Source organism: Amycolatopsis oliviviridis (genome assembly GCF_014654365.1).
GTDB lineage: Bacteria > Actinomycetota > Actinomycetes > Mycobacteriales > Pseudonocardiaceae > Amycolatopsis > Amycolatopsis oliviviridis.
The window spans coordinates 51,406-66,895 of sequence record NZ_BNAY01000012.1 but is presented as its reverse complement, the minus strand read 5'-3'; the positions used below and the strand labels follow the sequence as shown (position 1 = coordinate 66,895).

Below are 15,490 nucleotides of genomic sequence, written 5' to 3'. Positions count from 1 at the left end.
ATCGTGATTATGACGCGCCGGCCCGGTGGCCGGGGCCCGGCGTTCTTCGGCGAAGTGATCCACCGGCGGCGCCTGGCGCTATAGGTTGTGCGCATGTACGTGCCGACGCCGACACAGAGCGACCCGCAGCCGACCGCCGCCCCTCCCTGGTGGCTGGTCATCGGGCCCGGCTTCGCCGCGCTCATCGGCCTTTTCCTGGTCACCGTGATCTACCGCTTCGACGGCGGGTCGGCCGTGCAGATCGATCTGGGCATGTCCGGCCAGTCCCTGCTGCTGTACGGCCTCGTCTCGTACCTCGTCGCGGCCGCGATCGCCTTCCCGGCGGGTCTGCTGCCCGGCGGGCGCTTCCCGACGCCGGTGGCCGTGCCCGCGATCGTCTTGATGCTCCTCGGCGTGCTGCTGGTCGCCTTCGTCCCCAGCAGCGGCCTGTTCCTGGTCGGCCGGGTACTCACCGGACTCGGCGCGGGCGCCGTCCTCGGGGTGACCGTCGCCCTGATCCGGCGGCTCCGGTCCGGCCGCGGTGCCGCCGCCGGGATCACGGCGGGCCTCGGTGTCCTCGCCTTGGTGATCGCGCCGGTCCTCGGCGGACTGCTCTCGGACGCCACCGGTTTCCGCGTGGTGTTCGTGGTGGCCGCGTTGTTCGTGTTCGTCGCGCTCGTCGTCGCCGCGGTCCTCGGCATCGTCGCGCTGACGAAGAAGCCCCCGGCCCGGCCGGTGCCGTACCCGCCGCACGGCTGACCTTCAGTCGCCGAGACCCCGCAACGCCGCGAGCAGTTCGTCCGGCACGTCGAGCCGGGCTTCCACTTCCGACACCTTCGCGGCCACGCGCCGGTACGTCGCCCGGCCGCGGGCGCTGAGGTGGACGAGCACCCGGCGCCTGTCGGCGGCGTCGACCTCGCGGTAGGCCTGCGCGGTGGTCACCAGTTTGTCGACCACCCTGGTCAGCGTCGGGGCGGTGGCCAGTGTCCGGTCGGCGAGATCGGCCATGGCGAGACCGCCCTTGCCGCTCAGCGCGTCCAGCACCAGCCACTGGTCCAGGGTGAGACCTTCCTTGGCGAGCACCTGCTCGACCCGGGCGGCGACGGCCCTGGCGGCACGGGTGAGCGAGCCGGTGATCGACATTCCGGCGGTCGCGACGCCGCGTGTCCCCATATCCCGTCCCCTTGCCAAAACCGGACACCCTCGCAATACTTCCAGGTGGAAGCACTTTGACCTTACCGGGCCACCGCACGGAGCGCCATGCCCCTACGCCTCGCCACACGGCCCCGCGACGACACCTGGCGCGTGGCCATGGTGGTCCCGCTGCAGGGGCCCGCCGGGCTGTTCGGCCCGTCCTGCGAGGCGATCACGGAGCTGGCCGTCCACGAACTCAACGAGTCCGGCGGCATCCTCGGCAGGCAGGTCGAGGCCGAAGTGGTCGACGGCGGCGGCAGCCCGGCGCAAGTGGCCGCGGACCTGCGGCGCCTGGTCGAGGGCGGACAGGTCGACGCGGTGAGCGGCTGGCACATCTCGTCGATCCGGAACGCGCTCGCACCGGTCGTGGCCGACAGGGTCCCGTACGTCTACACCTCGCTCTACGAAGGCGGCGAGCGCCGTTCAGGCATCTTCTGCACGGGCGAGACACCGCGCTGCCAGATCGAGCCGGCCCTGCGCTGGCTGCGCGACCATCTCGGCGCCCGGCGCTGGTTCGTCGTCGGCGACGACTACGTCTGGCCGCACCGGTCGGCACGCGCGATCCGGCACTACGCCAAGGATCTCGGCCTGCGCATCACCGGCGAGGCGTTCGTCGGGCTCGGCGAGGGCGACATGTCCACAGTGGTCCGTTCGGTCGAACAGTCCACAAGCGACGGTGTGCTCATGTTGCTGGTCGGGCAAGACGCCGTCCGCTTCAACCGGGCCTTCGCCGCGCAAGGGCTCGGCGACCGCCTGATCCGCTTCAGCCCACTGATGGAGGAGAACATGCTCCTCGCCAGCGGCGCGAACGCCACCGGCAACCTCTACGTCTCCGCCGCCTACTTCCGGTCCATGGTCACCGCGGACGCGATGGACCTGCTCGGCCGCTACGTCGACCGCAACGGTCCCGGCGCCCCGGCCTTGAACAACGCCGCCGAATCCTGTTACGAGGGACTGCACACGCTGGCGGAACTCGTGCGCCGGGCGGGGACACCGGATCTGCCCGCGCTCAACGCGGCGATCGACGGCGTCGCCTACCACGGCCCGCGCGGCACGGTCGAATTCCGCGGGCGGCAAGCCGACCAGCACGTGCATCTCGCCGTCGCCGACGGCTACGACTTCGAAGTCCTGACCAGGCTGTAGAACCAGACCTCTTGACTCGCCCCGGCACACCACATACTTTCATTTGAAATTATTCCACGTGATGCACGTTACGCGGAGGTGAGCATGGGCAACGTGGGCCTGCTCTACGTCGGCGCCGCCTTGATGATCAACGGCCTGATGTTGCTCGGCCGGATCCCGCCCCGCTCGGCGGCGGTGCTGAACCTGTTCGTCGGCGCGCTGCAGTGCGTCACCCCGACCGTGCTGATCGTCCAGGCCGGCGGGAATCCGGACGCGATCCTCGCCGCGTCCGGCCTGTACCTTTTCGGTTTCACCTATCTGTATGTCGGCATCGCGAACCTCGCCGGCCTGGAACCCGAAGGCATCGGCTGGTTCTCGCTCTTCGTGGCGGGCGCCGCCGTGGTGTACGCGGGGATCGCGTTCTGGCACGACGACGACCCGGTGTTCGGTGTCATCTGGCTGTCCTGGGCGCTGTTGTGGGCCTTGTTCTTCCTGGTGCTCGGCCTCGGCAAGGAACGCCTGACGCGGTTCACCGGCTGGACCGTCCTGCTGCTCAGCCAGCCGACCTGCACGGTGCCCGCTTTCCTCGGCCTGACCGGCGCCTACCGCAGTGACGCCGGGACGGCCTTGCTGGCGGCCGCGATCGCGGTGGCGCTCATCGCCGCGGCCGGATCTCTCGATGTCCTGAAAAACCGTTCCGAGAAAAGGAGTCTTCATGCGACACGGTGACATTTCCGCCAGCCCGGACACGGTCGGCGTCGCGGTGGTCAACTACAAGATGCCTCGCTTGCACACCAAGGCCGAAGTCCTCGCCAACGCCCGCAAGATCGCCGAAATGGTGGTGGGCATGAAGACCGGGCTGCCGGGCATGGACCTGGTGATCTTCCCGGAGTACTCGACGCAGGGCATCATGTACGACCCCAAGGAGATGTACGAGACCGCAGCGACCATTCCCGGCGAGGAGACCGAGATCTTCGCCGCCGCCTGCCGGGAAGCGCAGACCTGGGGCGTCTTCTCCATCACCGGCGAGCGGCACGAGGACCACCCGAACAAGCCGCCGTACAACACTTTGGTGCTCATCAACGACCGCGGCGAGATCGTCCAGAAGTACCGCAAGATCCTGCCGTGGTGCCCGATCGAAGGCTGGTACCCCGGCGAGGAGACCTACGTCAGCGACGGCCCCAAGGGCATGAAGATCTCGCTGATCATCTGCGACGACGGGAACTACCCGGAGATCTGGCGCGACTGCGCGATGAAGGGCGCCGAGCTGATCGTGCGCTGCCAGGGCTACATGTACCCGGCGAAGGAACAGCAGGTGCTGATGGCGAAAGCCATGGCGTGGGCCAACAACTGCTACGTGGCCGTGGCGAACGCCGCCGGTTTCGACGGCGTGTACTCCTACTTCGGCCACTCCGCGATCATCGGCTTCGACGGGCGCACGCTCGGCGAGACCGGCGAAGAGGAATACGGGATCCAGTACGCGCAGCTCTCGGTGTCGGCGATCCGCGACGCGCGGACCTACGACCAGTCGCAGAACCACATCTTCAAGCTGCTGCACCGTGGTTACACCGGCGTGCAGGACGCGGACGAAGGCGACAAGGGTGTCGCGGACTGCCCGTTCGACTTCTACAAGCTCTGGGTCACCGACGCCAAGAAGGCGCAGGAGAACGTCGAGTCGATCACCCGGGACACCATCACTCCTCGGAACCCATGATGAGGACGGTGAGCCGCTGCTCGGTCGTGAGCGAATTCATGACCTCGCGGTGCACCTTGCGCCGCCGTCGCCGTTCCTTGGCGATGGCCACCGGCGGCAGCAGCCACCGACGTCCGTGATCCGCGATGATCGGCCTATCCGCCCCTAGACTCGGGCCGATGGACAGGATCGACAGCGGCAGCCGGGTGATCGCCGCATCGCCCGCGATCGTCTACGAAGCCCTCCTCGACCGGGAATCCCTCGAAACCTGGCTGCCACCGGAAGGGATGCGCGGCCGGATCGAGCACTGGGATCCGCGGCCCGGCGGCGGCTTCCGGATGACCCTCACCTACCTCGACGCGTCCGCCGCGCCCGGCAAATCGTCGGACGCGACGGACGTCGTCGAAGTCGGGTTCGCCGACCTGGTGCCCGCGGAACGCGTGGTGCAGCTGGCCGTCTTCGAGTCCGAAGACCCGGCGTTCGCGGGCACCATGACGATGACCTGGGACCTCGCCGCCGCGGGTGACGGCACCGAAGTGACCGTCACCGCGACGGACGTCCCGTCCGGCATCGGCCAGGCGGATCACGAGGCCGGGATCGCCTCCTCCTTGGCCAATCTGGCGTCCTTCGCCGAAACGCGCTGACGGCCGGACGCGATGACGATCGCGGCGAGCACGGCCATCACCAGCGGCACGACCAGCGCCGTGCGAAAGCCGCCGAGCGCGGCCTGCGGCGAACCGTCCCCGAGCGCGGCGACGCTGACGGCGGTCACCGCGGACAGCCCGAGCGCCGCGCCGAACTGGAAGGACGTGTACAGCAGACCACCCGCCAATCCCTGCTCGTCCTCGGCGATCCCGTCGGTCGCGACGATCGTCAGCGGGCCGTAGGCGAGGGCGAATCCGAGGCCCAGCAGGATCATCGACGGGAACATCGCCGCGTACGTCCAGTCCATGCTCAGCGGCAGGAAGAGCGCGTACGCCACGACAGCGAGCACGATGCCACCGAAGATCACCCGGGTGTTGCCGAACTTCGCCACCAGCCGAGGGGTCAGCGTCGGCGCGAGGATCGCGTCGATCCCGGTCGCCAGCAGCGCCAGGCTCGTCTCCAGCGTCGACCAGCCGCGGAGTTCCTGCAGGTACAGCGTCACGAGGAACTGGAACCCGAAGAACGAACCCGCGTAGAGCAGGGTGCTGATGTTCGCCCGCAGCAGCGGTCCCGACCGCAGGATGCCCAGCCGCACCAGTGGCGCGGGCGAGCGGCGTTCGATGGCCACGAAGGCCGTCAGCGCCGCCGCTCCCCCGGCGAACGAAGCGACCGTCCAGCCCCAGTCCCGCCCGGGATGTTCCAGCCGGACCACCCCGTAGGCGAGCAGCAGCATCGCCACGGTCACGGTGACGGCCCCACCGAGGTCCAGCCGCCGGGGGACGCGAGCCTGCTTCTCCGGTTCCTTGATGAGCCAGAGCGCGGCGGCCAGGATGACAGCGGAAAGGATCACCGGCGTGAAGAACACCCAGCGCCAGTCGATCCCGGTCAGCAGGCCGCCGATGACGAGGCCGAGTGCGAAACCGCCGGCCGCGGTGCCGGCGTAGAACAGCAGCGCCTTGGTGCGTTTCGGGCCTTCTTCGAAGCTCGTGGTGATGATCGACAGGCCCGCGGGGGTCATGAAGGCCGCGGCGACCCCGGTGATGAACCGGGCGAGCAGCAGCATCCAGCCTTCGGTGGCGAACCCGCCCAGCCCGGAGAAGACGAGGAACACCACCAGCCAGGTGAGGAACATGCGGCGGCGGCCGTACAGGTCCGCGGCGCGCCCGCCCAGCAGCATGAACCCGCCGTAACCGAGCACGTAGGCGCTCACCACGCCGCTCAGGGTCGCCGTCGACAGGCCGAGTTCGGCCCGGATGGACGGCAGCGCCACGTTCAGCATCGCGATGTCGATGCCTTCCAGGAAGATGGCGCCGCACAGCACCAGGAGCACGCCCCGGGCACGCCCGCTCATCCGGTCGGCGGCACGTGTTGTAGTCAAGATCAGTTCTCCCTCGGTGGGCAAGGGACCGACGGTTACCCGAATGCCGGTCGGTTCCCTCTTGTAACCAAGGAGATCTTCGGACACTATCGGTGACCATGGAAGAAGGCACTTTGAACTCACCCAGTCGTTGTGAACTCACCGAGGAGGAGTACGAGGCCTTCCAGTGGGACACCCGCGAGGACTGCGAGGTCCGGCAGATCCTGGACCGGGTGGCGGACAAGTGGTCACTGCTGGTCATCGCGCTGCTCGACCTGAACACCCTCAGGTTCACCGAGCTGAAGTACAAGATCGACGGCATCAGCCAGCGGATGCTCACCACGACGCTGCGTCACCTCGAACGCGACGGGCTCGTGTCCCGGACCGTCTACCCGGTCGTGCCGCCTCGTGTGGACTACGCGCTGACACCGCTGGGCATGACGCTGCACAAGACCATCCAGTCGCTGGTCACCTGGACCGAAGACCACCGGAGCGAGATCGCCGTCGCGCGCGACCAGTACGACAAACGCGTCAACGCTTAGGCATGGCCAGACTGTCGGGAGGGGATCCGTCGCTGCTGCGGCGGCTCAACGCCATCGCCGTCCTGCGCGCGCTGTACGCGGCCGACGAACTCACTCTCGCGGAACTGGTCAAGGCGAGCGAGGTCTCCCGGCCGACGGTCGAGGAGATCGCCGTCGACCTCGGCGGTCAGGGCCTGGTCGAGGAGGTCCCGCTCTCCCCCGGCGCGCCGCGGCCGGTGGGCAGGCCCGCCAAGCGGTACCGCTTCCGTCCCGAATCCGGGCAGGTCGCCGGGCTCGAAGTCGGCCCGCGCCAGACGTTGTGCCTGGTCGCCGACCTGCGGGGCGAGGTCATCGGGCGGGTGAAGGCCGACCTCGACCCGGAGATGGGCGCGTCCGACCGGCTCGGCGCCGCGCGCCGGGTGCTCGGCGCCGCCGTCCGGGGGCACGCGAACGTGCGGGTGCTCGGCATCGGCACCACCGGGGTGGTGTCCGGCGGCAAGGTCGTCCGCGACGACCGCCTTCCCGGCTGGACCGGCGTCGACCTGCCCGCGGAGTTCGGTGGCGGCTGCCCGGTGCTCGCCGGGAACGACACCAAGCTCGCGACGCTGGCCGAGCACTGGCGCGGCGTCGCGCACGGCGTCGACGACTTCGTCTACGTGCAGACCGGACGCACCGTCTCGCTGGGCCTGCTGCTCGGCGGGAAACTGCACGCCGGTCACCACGGCGCGGCGGGCGAGATCGGCGCCCTGCGGCGGGCCGTCGGGTTCGTCGAACTGGTCGCCGGGACCGTGCTCGCCGTCGACCCGCGGCTGGTGGTGATCGGCGGCGCCGCGGACTGGCTGACCGCGCCGCTGCGCGCCGAACTCACCAGGCTGTGCCTGTTCCCGGTGCGCGTCGAGACGTCGACGCTCGGCGAAGACGCCGTGGCGCTCGGCGCGGTACGGCTGGCGCTGAGCCGCGTCGAGCGCGAACTGTTCAGCGTCGCGGACGTCGCCGGAGCAGGCTGATCACCACGATCAGCACGGCCACCGCGCCGCTGGTGAACAGCTGCGTCCGCGCGTCGGCGTCCGTCCACATGAGAATGAGGACGCCCGCCATCGCGATCAGGGCGACCCAGCTGAGCCACGGGAAACCCCACATCCGCACCGGCAGGTCGGCGGCGGTGCCGTCGCGTTCCGTCGCCTTCCGCAGCCGCAGCTGGGAGATGGCGACGAAGATCCAGACCAGCAGGATGTTCGCCCCGATGGCGTTCAGCAGGAACGGCAGCACGTGTTCGGGGGCGAGGAAGTTCAGCAGGACGGCCACGAAACCGAAGGCCACCGAAGACAGCACCGCCGTCCGGGGGACGCCCGCGCCGGACAGCTTCAGCATCGCGCGCGGCGCTTCACCGCGCTCGGCCAGGGAGAACACCATCCGCGACGCGCCGTAGAGGTTCGCGTTCAGTGCCGACAGGAGCGAGGTCAGCACGACGAAACTCATCAGGAGCGCCGCCGACGGCACCCCGATCTGCTCCAGGATGGTCACGAACGGGCTGGTGTTGGCCGAAGCCGAGTCCCACGGCAGCAACAGCACCATCAGCGCCACGGAACCGATGTAGAACAGCAGCAGCCGCACGATGACCGTGCGCGTGGTGCGGCGGATCGAGCCCGCCGGATCGTCGGACTCCGCCGCGGCGATGGTGACCAGTTCCATGCCACCGAAGGAGAACGCGACCGCGAGCAGGCCGGTCAGGACGCCTTGGAGACCGTTGGGCAGGAAACCGCCGTGCCCGGTGAGGTTGTCCAGCCCGACCGGCGTCGTCCCCGGCAGGATCCCGAACACCGCCAGCGTGCCGAGCACGAGGAAGCCGACCACGGCGGTCACCTTGATCGCGCCGAACCAGAACTCGAATTCCCCGAACGAGCGCACGGCGAACAGGTTCACCACGGTCAGCACCGCCATGAACAGCAGCACCCAGGTCCACTGTGGAATCCCGGGCAGCAGCCCGTTCGCGATCCCCGCGGCCGCGGTGGCCTCGGCCGCCACGACGACCACCAGCAGCGACCAGTACAGCCAGCCGACGGTGAAGCCCGCCCAGCGCCCGAGCGCCTTCTCCGCGTACACGGAGAACGAACCGCTGCTCGGCTCGGCGGCGGCCATCTCGCCCAGCATCCGCATGACGAGCACCATGAGCAGGCCGGCGACCACGTAGGACAGCAGGATGCCGGGACCCGCGGTCTTGATCCCCGCGCCGGTGCCGACGAACAGCCCGGCGCCGATCGCGCCGCTGATGGCCAGCATGGTGACGTGCCGCCGCCGGAAGCCGGTACCGAGCGACCGGGTCTCGATCGCGGTCACGGGTTCGACCGGACCTGGTGCGGGCATGACGGATCCCTTCGTACGAGGCGGCACTCGGAACTCAACCGCGGGACAACTCTTCCAGCCGCTCGTGGAGCCGGTCGACGTGGTCCTCGCTTTCGGGCTTCATCAGCACGCTACGCAGGATCCTCGCGCCGTCCGCGTCCGCGTCGGCCCCGGTGTGACGCAGCCCGAACTGGGACTCGCTCACCCGCAGCGTGCTGAGGAACACCGGATCCTTCGCCGCGGCCATCCCGACGCGCATGATCCGCGCGCTCGCCTCGTCGATCTTCGACAGCGAAAGCGGTTCCGTACGCGGGAAGTAGGTGACGATGTCGAGCTCCGGCGGCTGGTACAGGTCGAACCGTTCGGAGTCCTCCAGCAGTTTCGCCCACCGCAACGCCGCGCGGCGGCCGGCCGCGAGGACCCGGCCAAGCCCGTCGGGGGTGGGTGGCAGCACCCGGAAGGTGAGCCACAACGCGGCGGCGGCCGCGCCCGCCCGGGAGCATTCGAGACTGATCTCGCCGAGATGCAGGTCTTCCGAAGTGAAGTAGGTGTAAGGCGAATCGTGCAGATAGAACCGGCCCACCGCGGGATCCTTGAACAGCACCGCGCCGCATCCGTAGGGCTGAAGGCCGTGCTTGTGCGGGTCGATGACGATCGAATCGGCCCCGGCGATGGCGAGCCACGGTGCTTCGGGCAGCCCTTCCGGACCGTCCAAACCGGACAGCAGCCGGAAGAAACCGCCATAGGCCGCGTCGACGTGCACCCGGACGCCGTAGCGCTCGCACAGCGCCGATACCTCGTGGACCGGTTCCACCGTGCCGAGCGCGGTCGTGCCCGCGGTGACCACCACGGTGCCGATCTTCCCGGTGCGCAGCAGTTCTTCGAGCGCGTCGAGGTCCATCGCGCCGCGGGCGTCGGCGGGCACCGTATGGCCTTCGACGCCGAGTACGCCGCACATCCGGCCGTGTGTGTAGTGCGCCTCGGCGCTGTACGCGATTCCCTTGCCCGGATGTGTTTCCCGCGCGACGAACAACGCCTCCAGGTTCGCCACCGTGCCGCTGGTGGTCAGATGCCCCAGATGTTCCCGGTAGCCGAACATCGTGGCGAGCTGCTGGACCACCTCGCGTTCCATTTCGGCCGTCGCGGGACCGCCGTCGAGCGCGTGATTGTTGGGGTTGACCAGCATCGCGGTCAGATAGCCGACCACCGCGGCCGGATGCGGCGGTTTGAGCATCTGGCCCGCGTAGGACGGGTGGAAGAACGGATAGTTGTCCTTCAGGCGCTCGGTGAACTCCTCGAACGCGGTCTCGAACCGCCCGTCGGAGATCTCCAGCGACGGATGCGGCCGGACGGGGGTGAACGTCTCAGCCCACGCCTCGTTCGACGTCAACGCCTGCCCGAGCCAGTACCTGAAGTCCATCAAGGGCGCCCTTCGATCGTTCGGCTCCAAAAAACGTAGGAGTCGCCGGAGGTCCCGCGCAACCGTCTTCGGTAGGGCTCAGCCGTCCCGGGCCACCGCCGCCTGGCGACGTTCTTCCCCCTTCTCCTCCAGTTGCTTGACGATCTCCCGCAGCGAAACCGCCAACTCGGTGCATTCCGCCGGGCTGAGCCTGTCGGTGACGAACGCTTCTTCCTGGTTGAACTCCGGGAACAGCTCCCGCATCAGCCGCTCCCCTTCCGACGTCAGCGCGAGCAGGACCAGGCGTCCGTCTTCGGGATGTTTGCGCCGCGTGACCAGGCCGTGGGCTTCCAGGGTCTTCATCACCCCGGTCAGCGTGCCCTTGGTGATCCCGGACTCGGCGGCGACGTGCCTGGTCTCCTTCTCGCCGAAGATCCACACCACCCAGAGCACGACGAACGCGGTCCAGGTGAGACCCGCGGTGCGCAGGACCGAGTTCTCGAAATGCAGCCGGACCGCCGTGGCGGCGCGGTGGAGGTTGGCCACCGCCTCCATCCGCTCCCACAACAGCGGGATCCCGCCCAGTTTGGCGCGCACGGCGTTCTCGGTCTCGGCCAGCGTGTGATACCCGGTCAACAGCCACATCCTCACCGGCCCCGGAGGTACCAGCCCGGTGGGCACGCACCCCCGCGCACCCGATCCGCCGATCGTATGCGGAACGGCGTGCGTCCACAGTGGTCTTTTCGGGGCCGGATCCTGTCCGGTTCCGGACAACGCCGGGGCGGGCTCACCGGGCGGGAACAGCCACGCGATGCTCGGCGATGTCGCCGAACAGGTCACCCATCTCCTCGACGCGTTCGATCACCTGCTCGGCGGTGAACAGCAGATCGGCGGCCTTGCGGCAGGCCTCGACCTCTTCCCAGGTCACCGGGGTGGACACGGTCGGGACGGCGCGGCCGCGCAGCGAATAGGGCGCGATGGTGGTCTTGGCGGTGTTGTTCTGGCTCCAGTCGATGAACACGCGGCCCGGGCGGATCGCCTTCGTCATCCGGGCGACGACGGTTTCCGGTGACCGGCGCGCGAGTTCCTCCGCGACCGCCTTGGCGTACTCGGAGGTGCGCTCGTCGGATCGGGTGCGCACCGGGCAGTACAGCTGCATTCCCTTGTTGCCGCTCGTCTTCGCGTACACCGTCAGCCCGTCCCCGGTGAGCAGGTCGCTGAGCGTCTCGGCGACCCGGCAGCAGTCGACGACGTCCGCGGGCGGGCCGGGATCGAGGTCGAACACCAGCAGATCGGGTGGTTTCCGGGCACCACGCGGGCCGACCGTCCACTGTGGAACGTGCAATTCGAGCGCGGCGAGATTGGCCGCCCACATCAGCGTCGGGAGATCCTCGACCACCGGGTAGTCGAGCGTCTCCTCACCGCCCCGGCGGCCGCGGTTGGTGAGCCGGGCCGTGCGCACCCACTCGGGCGCGTGCCGGGAAACGTTCTTCTCGTAGAACGGTTCGCCGTCGACGCCGTCCGGGAACCGGCGGAACGTGGCGGCGCGATCGCGCAGATGCGGGAGCATGGCCGGGGCGACCCGGCGGTAGTAGTCGAGGACCTCGCGTTTGGTGAAACCGTGCGCCGGGTACAGCACCTTGTCCAGATTGGACAGCCCCAGCCGCCGTCCCTCGACCTCGACCGTTATCCGCTCCTCAGGCACCCTTCGACGATAGATCACCGGCGGGGTTTCCGGGGTACCGTGAGGCATGAGTACCGTGCCGGACGCGATCGCCCCGATGCTGGCGACCGACGGCGACCTGCCCACCGGCGGGTGGGGGTACGAATACAAATGGGACGGCTACCGCTGCTGCCTGCGGGTCGCACGCGACGGCGAGACCCGCCTGACCAGCCGTCGCGGCCTCGACATCACGGCGACGTACCCGGACGTGACCGGCGAGGCGCTCGCCGGCCGCGAAGTCGTCCTCGACGGCGAGATCGTCGTCCTCGACGACAAGGGACGGCCCAGCTTCCCGCTGTTGCAGACACGGCACCTGCGCACGCCGGACGCGTCCCTGCTGGAGCGCAGCCCGGTGCACTTCTTCGCCTTCGACGTGCTGCTTCTCGACGGTGAAAGCCTGCTCGACGAGCCTTACGCCGCCCGCCGCGACCTGCTGACCTCACTGGACGCCGGCGGCCGCGTCGTCATCCCTCCGGGGTACACCGACGAGGACATCTCGCCCGATCAGCTGCTGGAGGTCGTCCGGCAGCACAGCCTCGAAGGGCTGATCGCGAAGAAGCTCGACAGCCGCTACCACCCCGGGAAACGGACGCGGCAGTGGATCAAACGGGCACTGTGGCACACGCAGGAGGTCGTGATCGGCGGCTGGCGCCCCGGCGAAGGACGGCGTGCGGGGACGCTCGGCGCACTGCTGCTGGGCGCGCACGACGAGGCCGGTGACCTGCGGTACGTCGGCGACGTCGGGACCGGGTTCAGCGACAAGGTCCTCGAAGACCTGCACGGCAGGCTCACGCCGCTGGAACGGAAGACACCTCCCTTCGCTACGGAGGTCCCGCGGGATCGGGCGCGGCGGGTGCACTGGGTGGCGCCCGAGCTCGTCGGCGAGGTCGTGCACCGGAACTGGACGCCGGACGGGCGGCTGCGGCACACGACCTGGCGGGGACTGCGGGCGGACAAGGCACCCGAGGACGTCGAACTGCCGTGAGCACGACGGCACTCACATCGGCCGGATGACCCCGGCCTGCTGGAACCTGTCGTAGCGGTCGAGGATCGCCTGGGTGACCTTCTCCGGGGTCAGCGCGCCCGGACCGTACTCGTGCGCGAGGTCGATGCCCAGCTGCACGGCGGCCTGGTCGCCGGGATCGGCGGAGTGACCGTCCTTCCAGTCGGCGGCGTTGGCCCCGGCCTGCAGGGTCCACTCGTCGATGCCGCCCACCCGCTGGGCGAACATCTCTCCGGCCGTGGTCGCGAAGATCGTTCGGCTGACGGTGACCGGGGTGAAGGCCAGTGAGGCGTCACGCCAGGCGATCGCCAGCGCGTGGACCCTGTCCTCGTCGGTGTCGGGCCAGGCCATCGCGGGTTCCCTGCTCCCTCTGGCCACCTCGATCTCGGCTCTGACGGCCGCCCACAACCCGTGGGCGTTGTTCGGCTGCGGCACGACCATCCGGCCCTACCTCCCGAACCCGGAGGCCGCGTCCTGATCTCCCCTGGCGTAGGTCGCCGCGGAGATCGTGGCCCCGTGACCGTCGGACTGCCACGCCGCCGGGAGCGGGTCGGCATGACTCAGCACCGAGACCTCGGCAGGCCGGTACTTCGGGCAGATGTAGGTGGCGGGCTCGTCCTGACCTGTTCCGGCCACCGGCGATCCGAGGTGGATCAGGGGCTGACACCGCGTCCCCGGCGTGTCAGCGCGGTGGCGGTCCGGTGTCAGGGCGGTCGGCGACAGTTGCTTCAACAACGAGAAAGCACCACCACCGAGGGAGTTCACACCATGTCTGTTTTCACCACACTGTCGCCGATCACCGCCACGCTGACCACCGCCGGCGCCCGGGTGCGCCTCACCGCGAGCGACCGTCCGGACACGGTCGTGCTGGTCGAGCCGATCGACGGCACGAGCAAGTCCGACGTGAAGGTCGCCGAGAACACCAAGGTCGACTTCGCCGGCGGCGAGCTCTCCATCGAGACGAAGAAGGCCGGTGGCAAGAGCGGTTCAGTGGCCATCACGATCGAGGTTCCCACCGGTTCCAAGCTTGTCCTGAACACGGCATGGTCGGACATGGTCGCCGAAGGCCAGTTCGGCGACTGCGAACTGGAGGTGTCTTCGGGCCGGATCCAGGTCGACCGCGTCGCTTCGGTGCGGGGCAACCTGGCTGCGGGCGAGGTCGCCGTCGGGCACGTCTCCGGGACCGTGAACGTCGAAGGCGGCACGGCGGGACTGCGGATCGGCGAGGTCGAGGGCACCGTCAAGTACGTGGGCGCGAACGGGAAGGTCTGGATCAGGCACGCCCGGTCCGGCGTCGATCTCTCCGGTTCGAGCGGAAGCTTCGACATCGATCGCGCCGACGGCGACGTCATCGCGAAGGCGGCCAACTGCCCGATCCGCGTCGGACGGCTGTCGCACGGCGCGGCCGAGCTCGTGAACGCGTCCGGCGGTATCGAGGTCGGCGTCGACGGTGACGCCGCGTCGGTGGACGCGAAGAGCACGAAGGGTTCTGTGCGCAACTCGCTCGCCGCGGGCGGCGAGGTCAAGGTGTACGCGCGTACGCGGCTTGACGACATCGTCGTCCAGCGTGCGGCCGCTTGAGGTTCCGACCGCGGTGACATCCTTCAGGGTGTCACCGCGGTTTTCTGTCCGAATCGCAATTAGTCCTCTAATTGCGATTCATATAGTCTGAATATGCTATAGCACAGGTGTTCGAGCACGAGTACCGTTGTTTACGTGGCCAGCAGCGACAGACCCCAGACGACGCGCATCGAGTGGTGGCGTGTCGACACGGCTGTGTTGCATGCCCGTAAGCAGGAATTGGAAGTCCTCAAGCGTCAGCTGGATGCGGAGCAGAACGCGATTCTCGCGGAGATCAATACGCGCGGGGTTCGGGGATGTAGCGGGCATTCGACGTTGGCGGCGATGATTTATGAGGACTTCCATGTGACGGAGAAGGAGGCCAAGGCTCGGGCTGATCGGGTGCTGGCGTTGTATCCCGGTCCGTCTGTCGGTGGTGATCCTGTTCCGCCTTTGGCGCCTCTGACTGCTGGGGCTTCGGCGGAGGGGGCGATCGGTGGTTCGCAGATCGACGCGATCATCCGCACTCTCGCCCGGATCCCGTCGTTCGTGCCGGAGGAGGAGGTGCGGGGCGGGGAGAAGATCCTCGTCGACCTCGCCCGCCACACCGGGCCTCGCGCTATCGCCCGCGCCGGGCGACGGCTGCTGGACAAGCTCGATCCGGATGGGAAAGAACCTCGCAACGAGGACCCGAAGGATGTCCGACCGGAGCTGCGGTTCGTCAAGCACCGCGACGGCACGCTCGGCCTCAAAGCCACCCTGGACCTGGAAACCTACGCACGACTGAAATCCGACCTCGACCCGATGGCCAAACCCCACAAAGCCATCGACGGCGTCCGCGACCCCCGCACCCAGGACGAACGCTACGGAGACGCCTTCACCGACTACGTCCGGCTCAAGACCACCAGCCGAAACCTTCCCGGCCAAGCCGGGGAAGCCACCCACATCCTG

The 15,490-nt window shown here is 68.9% G+C and carries 18 protein-coding genes; 10 read left to right on the top strand and 8 right to left on the bottom strand.

Features of this window, described 5'->3' with window-relative positions; genetic code table 11:
- Window positions 1-93 precede the first annotated feature (93 nt).
- On the top strand, window positions 94-738 hold the full coding sequence (locus IE302_RS37805) for an MFS transporter (protein ID WP_191259267.1): 645 nt from the start codon (window positions 94-96) through the stop codon (window positions 736-738).
- A gap of 3 nt (window positions 739-741) precedes the next feature.
- On the opposite strand, the gene IE302_RS37800 is transcribed toward IE302_RS37805, so the two are convergent.
- Entirely contained in the window at window positions 742-1,152 is a 411-nt protein-coding gene (locus IE302_RS37800) for a MarR family transcriptional regulator (RefSeq protein ID WP_191259266.1), read from the bottom strand.
- Between the two features lie 87 nt (window positions 1,153-1,239).
- Here IE302_RS37800 and IE302_RS37795 point away from each other — a divergent pair, with 87 nt between their 5' ends.
- The 4 genes from IE302_RS37795 to IE302_RS37780 all read left to right on the top strand — a co-directional run bounded on the left by IE302_RS37795 (window position 1,240) and on the right by IE302_RS37780 (window position 4,632).
- Window positions 1,240-2,316, top strand: coding sequence for a substrate-binding domain-containing protein (locus IE302_RS37795; RefSeq protein ID WP_268246796.1), 1,077 nt, complete (start codon window positions 1,240-1,242; stop codon window positions 2,314-2,316).
- 84 nt (window positions 2,317-2,400) lie between these two features.
- Window positions 2,401-3,024, top strand: a complete 624-nt coding sequence (locus IE302_RS37790; RefSeq protein ID WP_191259265.1) for an AmiS/UreI family transporter — start codon at window positions 2,401-2,403, stop codon at window positions 3,022-3,024.
- On the top strand, window positions 3,011-4,009 hold the full coding sequence (locus IE302_RS37785) for an aliphatic amidase (protein ID WP_191259264.1): 999 nt from the start codon (window positions 3,011-3,013) through the stop codon (window positions 4,007-4,009). The genes IE302_RS37790 and IE302_RS37785 overlap by 14 nt, the downstream gene beginning before the upstream one ends.
- A 158-nt stretch (window positions 4,010-4,167) precedes the next feature.
- Window positions 4,168-4,632 (top strand): SRPBCC family protein, encoded by a 465-nt coding sequence (locus IE302_RS37780; RefSeq protein WP_191259263.1) that lies wholly within the window; start codon window positions 4,168-4,170, stop codon window positions 4,630-4,632.
- On the opposite strand, the gene IE302_RS37775 is transcribed toward IE302_RS37780, so the two are convergent.
- Entirely contained in the window at window positions 4,572-5,984 is a 1,413-nt protein-coding gene (locus IE302_RS37775) for an MFS transporter (protein ID WP_191259427.1), read from the bottom strand. The two genes, IE302_RS37780 and IE302_RS37775, sit on opposite strands and share 61 nt — an antisense overlap.
- A 125-nt stretch (window positions 5,985-6,109) precedes the next feature.
- On the opposite strand from IE302_RS37775, the gene IE302_RS37770 reads away from it, so the two are divergent.
- Together IE302_RS37770 and IE302_RS37765 are read left to right on the top strand one after the other, a co-directional pair.
- On the top strand, window positions 6,110-6,532 hold the full coding sequence (locus tag IE302_RS37770) for a winged helix-turn-helix transcriptional regulator (RefSeq protein WP_191259426.1): 423 nt from the start codon (window positions 6,110-6,112) through the stop codon (window positions 6,530-6,532).
- A 2-nt stretch (window positions 6,533-6,534) separates the two neighbouring features.
- On the top strand, window positions 6,535-7,518 hold the full coding sequence (locus IE302_RS37765) for an ROK family transcriptional regulator (protein WP_191259262.1): 984 nt from the start codon (window positions 6,535-6,537) through the stop codon (window positions 7,516-7,518).
- Here the strand turns inward: IE302_RS37765 and IE302_RS37760 are convergent.
- The 4 genes from IE302_RS37760 to ligD (IE302_RS37745) all read right to left on the bottom strand — a co-directional run bounded on the left by IE302_RS37760 (window position 7,487) and on the right by ligD (IE302_RS37745) (window position 11,958).
- Window positions 7,487-8,875, bottom strand: coding sequence for an amino acid permease (locus IE302_RS37760; protein WP_191259261.1), 1,389 nt, complete (start codon window positions 8,873-8,875; stop codon window positions 7,487-7,489). The genes IE302_RS37765 and IE302_RS37760 overlap by 32 nt on opposite strands.
- Window positions 8,876-8,909: 34 nt before the next feature.
- Window positions 8,910-10,274 carry a pyridoxal phosphate-dependent decarboxylase family protein gene (locus IE302_RS37755; RefSeq protein ID WP_191259260.1) on the bottom strand — a complete coding sequence of 455 codons (1,365 nt, stop codon included), beginning with the start codon at window positions 10,272-10,274 and terminating at the stop codon, window positions 8,910-8,912.
- Window positions 10,275-10,352: 78 nt separating this feature from the next.
- On the bottom strand, window positions 10,353-10,898 hold the full coding sequence (locus tag IE302_RS37750; RefSeq protein WP_191259425.1) for a MarR family winged helix-turn-helix transcriptional regulator: 546 nt from the start codon (window positions 10,896-10,898) through the stop codon (window positions 10,353-10,355).
- Window positions 10,899-11,040: 142 nt separating this feature from the next.
- Window positions 11,041-11,958 carry a non-homologous end-joining DNA ligase gene (gene ligD, locus IE302_RS37745; protein WP_191259259.1) on the bottom strand — a complete coding sequence of 306 codons (918 nt, stop codon included), beginning with the start codon at window positions 11,956-11,958 and terminating at the stop codon, window positions 11,041-11,043.
- A 46-nt stretch (window positions 11,959-12,004) separates the two neighbouring features.
- On the opposite strand from ligD (IE302_RS37745), the gene ligD (IE302_RS37740) reads away from it, so the two are divergent.
- Entirely contained in the window at window positions 12,005-12,961 is a 957-nt protein-coding gene (gene ligD, locus IE302_RS37740) for a non-homologous end-joining DNA ligase (protein WP_191259258.1), read from the top strand.
- Window positions 12,962-12,973: 12 nt separating this feature from the next.
- On the opposite strand, the gene IE302_RS37735 is transcribed toward ligD (IE302_RS37740), so the two are convergent.
- Together IE302_RS37735 and IE302_RS37730 are read right to left on the bottom strand one after the other, a co-directional pair.
- The gene (locus tag IE302_RS37735) at window positions 12,974-13,420 is read right to left on the bottom strand and encodes a WXG100-like domain-containing protein (protein ID WP_191259257.1); all 447 of its coding nucleotides are present in this window, start codon (window positions 13,418-13,420) and stop codon (window positions 12,974-12,976) included.
- Window positions 13,421-13,426: 6 nt separating this feature from the next.
- A complete protein-coding gene (locus tag IE302_RS37730; protein ID WP_191259256.1) occupies window positions 13,427-13,615 on the bottom strand; it encodes a hypothetical protein in 189 nt (62 codons plus the stop codon).
- Between the two features lie 132 nt (window positions 13,616-13,747).
- Between IE302_RS37730 and IE302_RS37725 the strand changes: the two genes are divergently transcribed.
- Together IE302_RS37725 and IE302_RS37720 are read left to right on the top strand one after the other, a co-directional pair.
- Window positions 13,748-14,560: a DUF4097 family beta strand repeat-containing protein gene (locus IE302_RS37725; RefSeq protein WP_191259255.1), complete on the top strand. Its 813-nt coding sequence runs from the start codon at window positions 13,748-13,750 to the stop codon at window positions 14,558-14,560.
- Window positions 14,561-14,695: 135 nt separating this feature from the next.
- The coding region (locus tag IE302_RS37720) for a DUF222 domain-containing protein (protein ID WP_229908214.1) at window positions 14,696-15,490 on the top strand (795 nt) is incomplete at its 3' end.

Coding starts and splice junctions, on each gene's coding strand:
- IE302_RS37805 (WP_191259267.1), top strand. CDS start 94: ATGTACGTGCCGACGCCGACACAGAGCGACCCGCAGCCGACCGCCGCC.
- IE302_RS37800 (WP_191259266.1), bottom strand. CDS start 1,152: ATGGGGACACGCGGCGTCGCGACCGCCGGAATGTCGATCACCGGCTCG.
- IE302_RS37795 (WP_268246796.1), top strand. CDS start 1,240: ATGCCCCTACGCCTCGCCACACGGCCCCGCGACGACACCTGGCGCGTG.
- IE302_RS37790 (WP_191259265.1), top strand. CDS start 2,401: ATGGGCAACGTGGGCCTGCTCTACGTCGGCGCCGCCTTGATGATCAAC.
- IE302_RS37785 (WP_191259264.1), top strand. CDS start 3,011: ATGCGACACGGTGACATTTCCGCCAGCCCGGACACGGTCGGCGTCGCG.
- IE302_RS37780 (WP_191259263.1), top strand. CDS start 4,168: ATGGACAGGATCGACAGCGGCAGCCGGGTGATCGCCGCATCGCCCGCG.
- IE302_RS37775 (WP_191259427.1), bottom strand. CDS start 5,984: ATGAGCGGGCGTGCCCGGGGCGTGCTCCTGGTGCTGTGCGGCGCCATC.
- IE302_RS37770 (WP_191259426.1), top strand. CDS start 6,110: ATGGAAGAAGGCACTTTGAACTCACCCAGTCGTTGTGAACTCACCGAG.
- IE302_RS37765 (WP_191259262.1), top strand. CDS start 6,535: ATGGCCAGACTGTCGGGAGGGGATCCGTCGCTGCTGCGGCGGCTCAAC.
- IE302_RS37760 (WP_191259261.1), bottom strand. CDS start 8,875: ATGCCCGCACCAGGTCCGGTCGAACCCGTGACCGCGATCGAGACCCGG.
- IE302_RS37755 (WP_191259260.1), bottom strand. CDS start 10,274: ATGGACTTCAGGTACTGGCTCGGGCAGGCGTTGACGTCGAACGAGGCG.
- IE302_RS37750 (WP_191259425.1), bottom strand. CDS start 10,898: ATGTGGCTGTTGACCGGGTATCACACGCTGGCCGAGACCGAGAACGCC.
- ligD (WP_191259258.1), top strand. CDS start 12,005: ATGAGTACCGTGCCGGACGCGATCGCCCCGATGCTGGCGACCGACGGC.
- IE302_RS37735 (WP_191259257.1), bottom strand. CDS start 13,420: ATGGTCGTGCCGCAGCCGAACAACGCCCACGGGTTGTGGGCGGCCGTC.
- IE302_RS37725 (WP_191259255.1), top strand. CDS start 13,748: ATGTCTGTTTTCACCACACTGTCGCCGATCACCGCCACGCTGACCACC.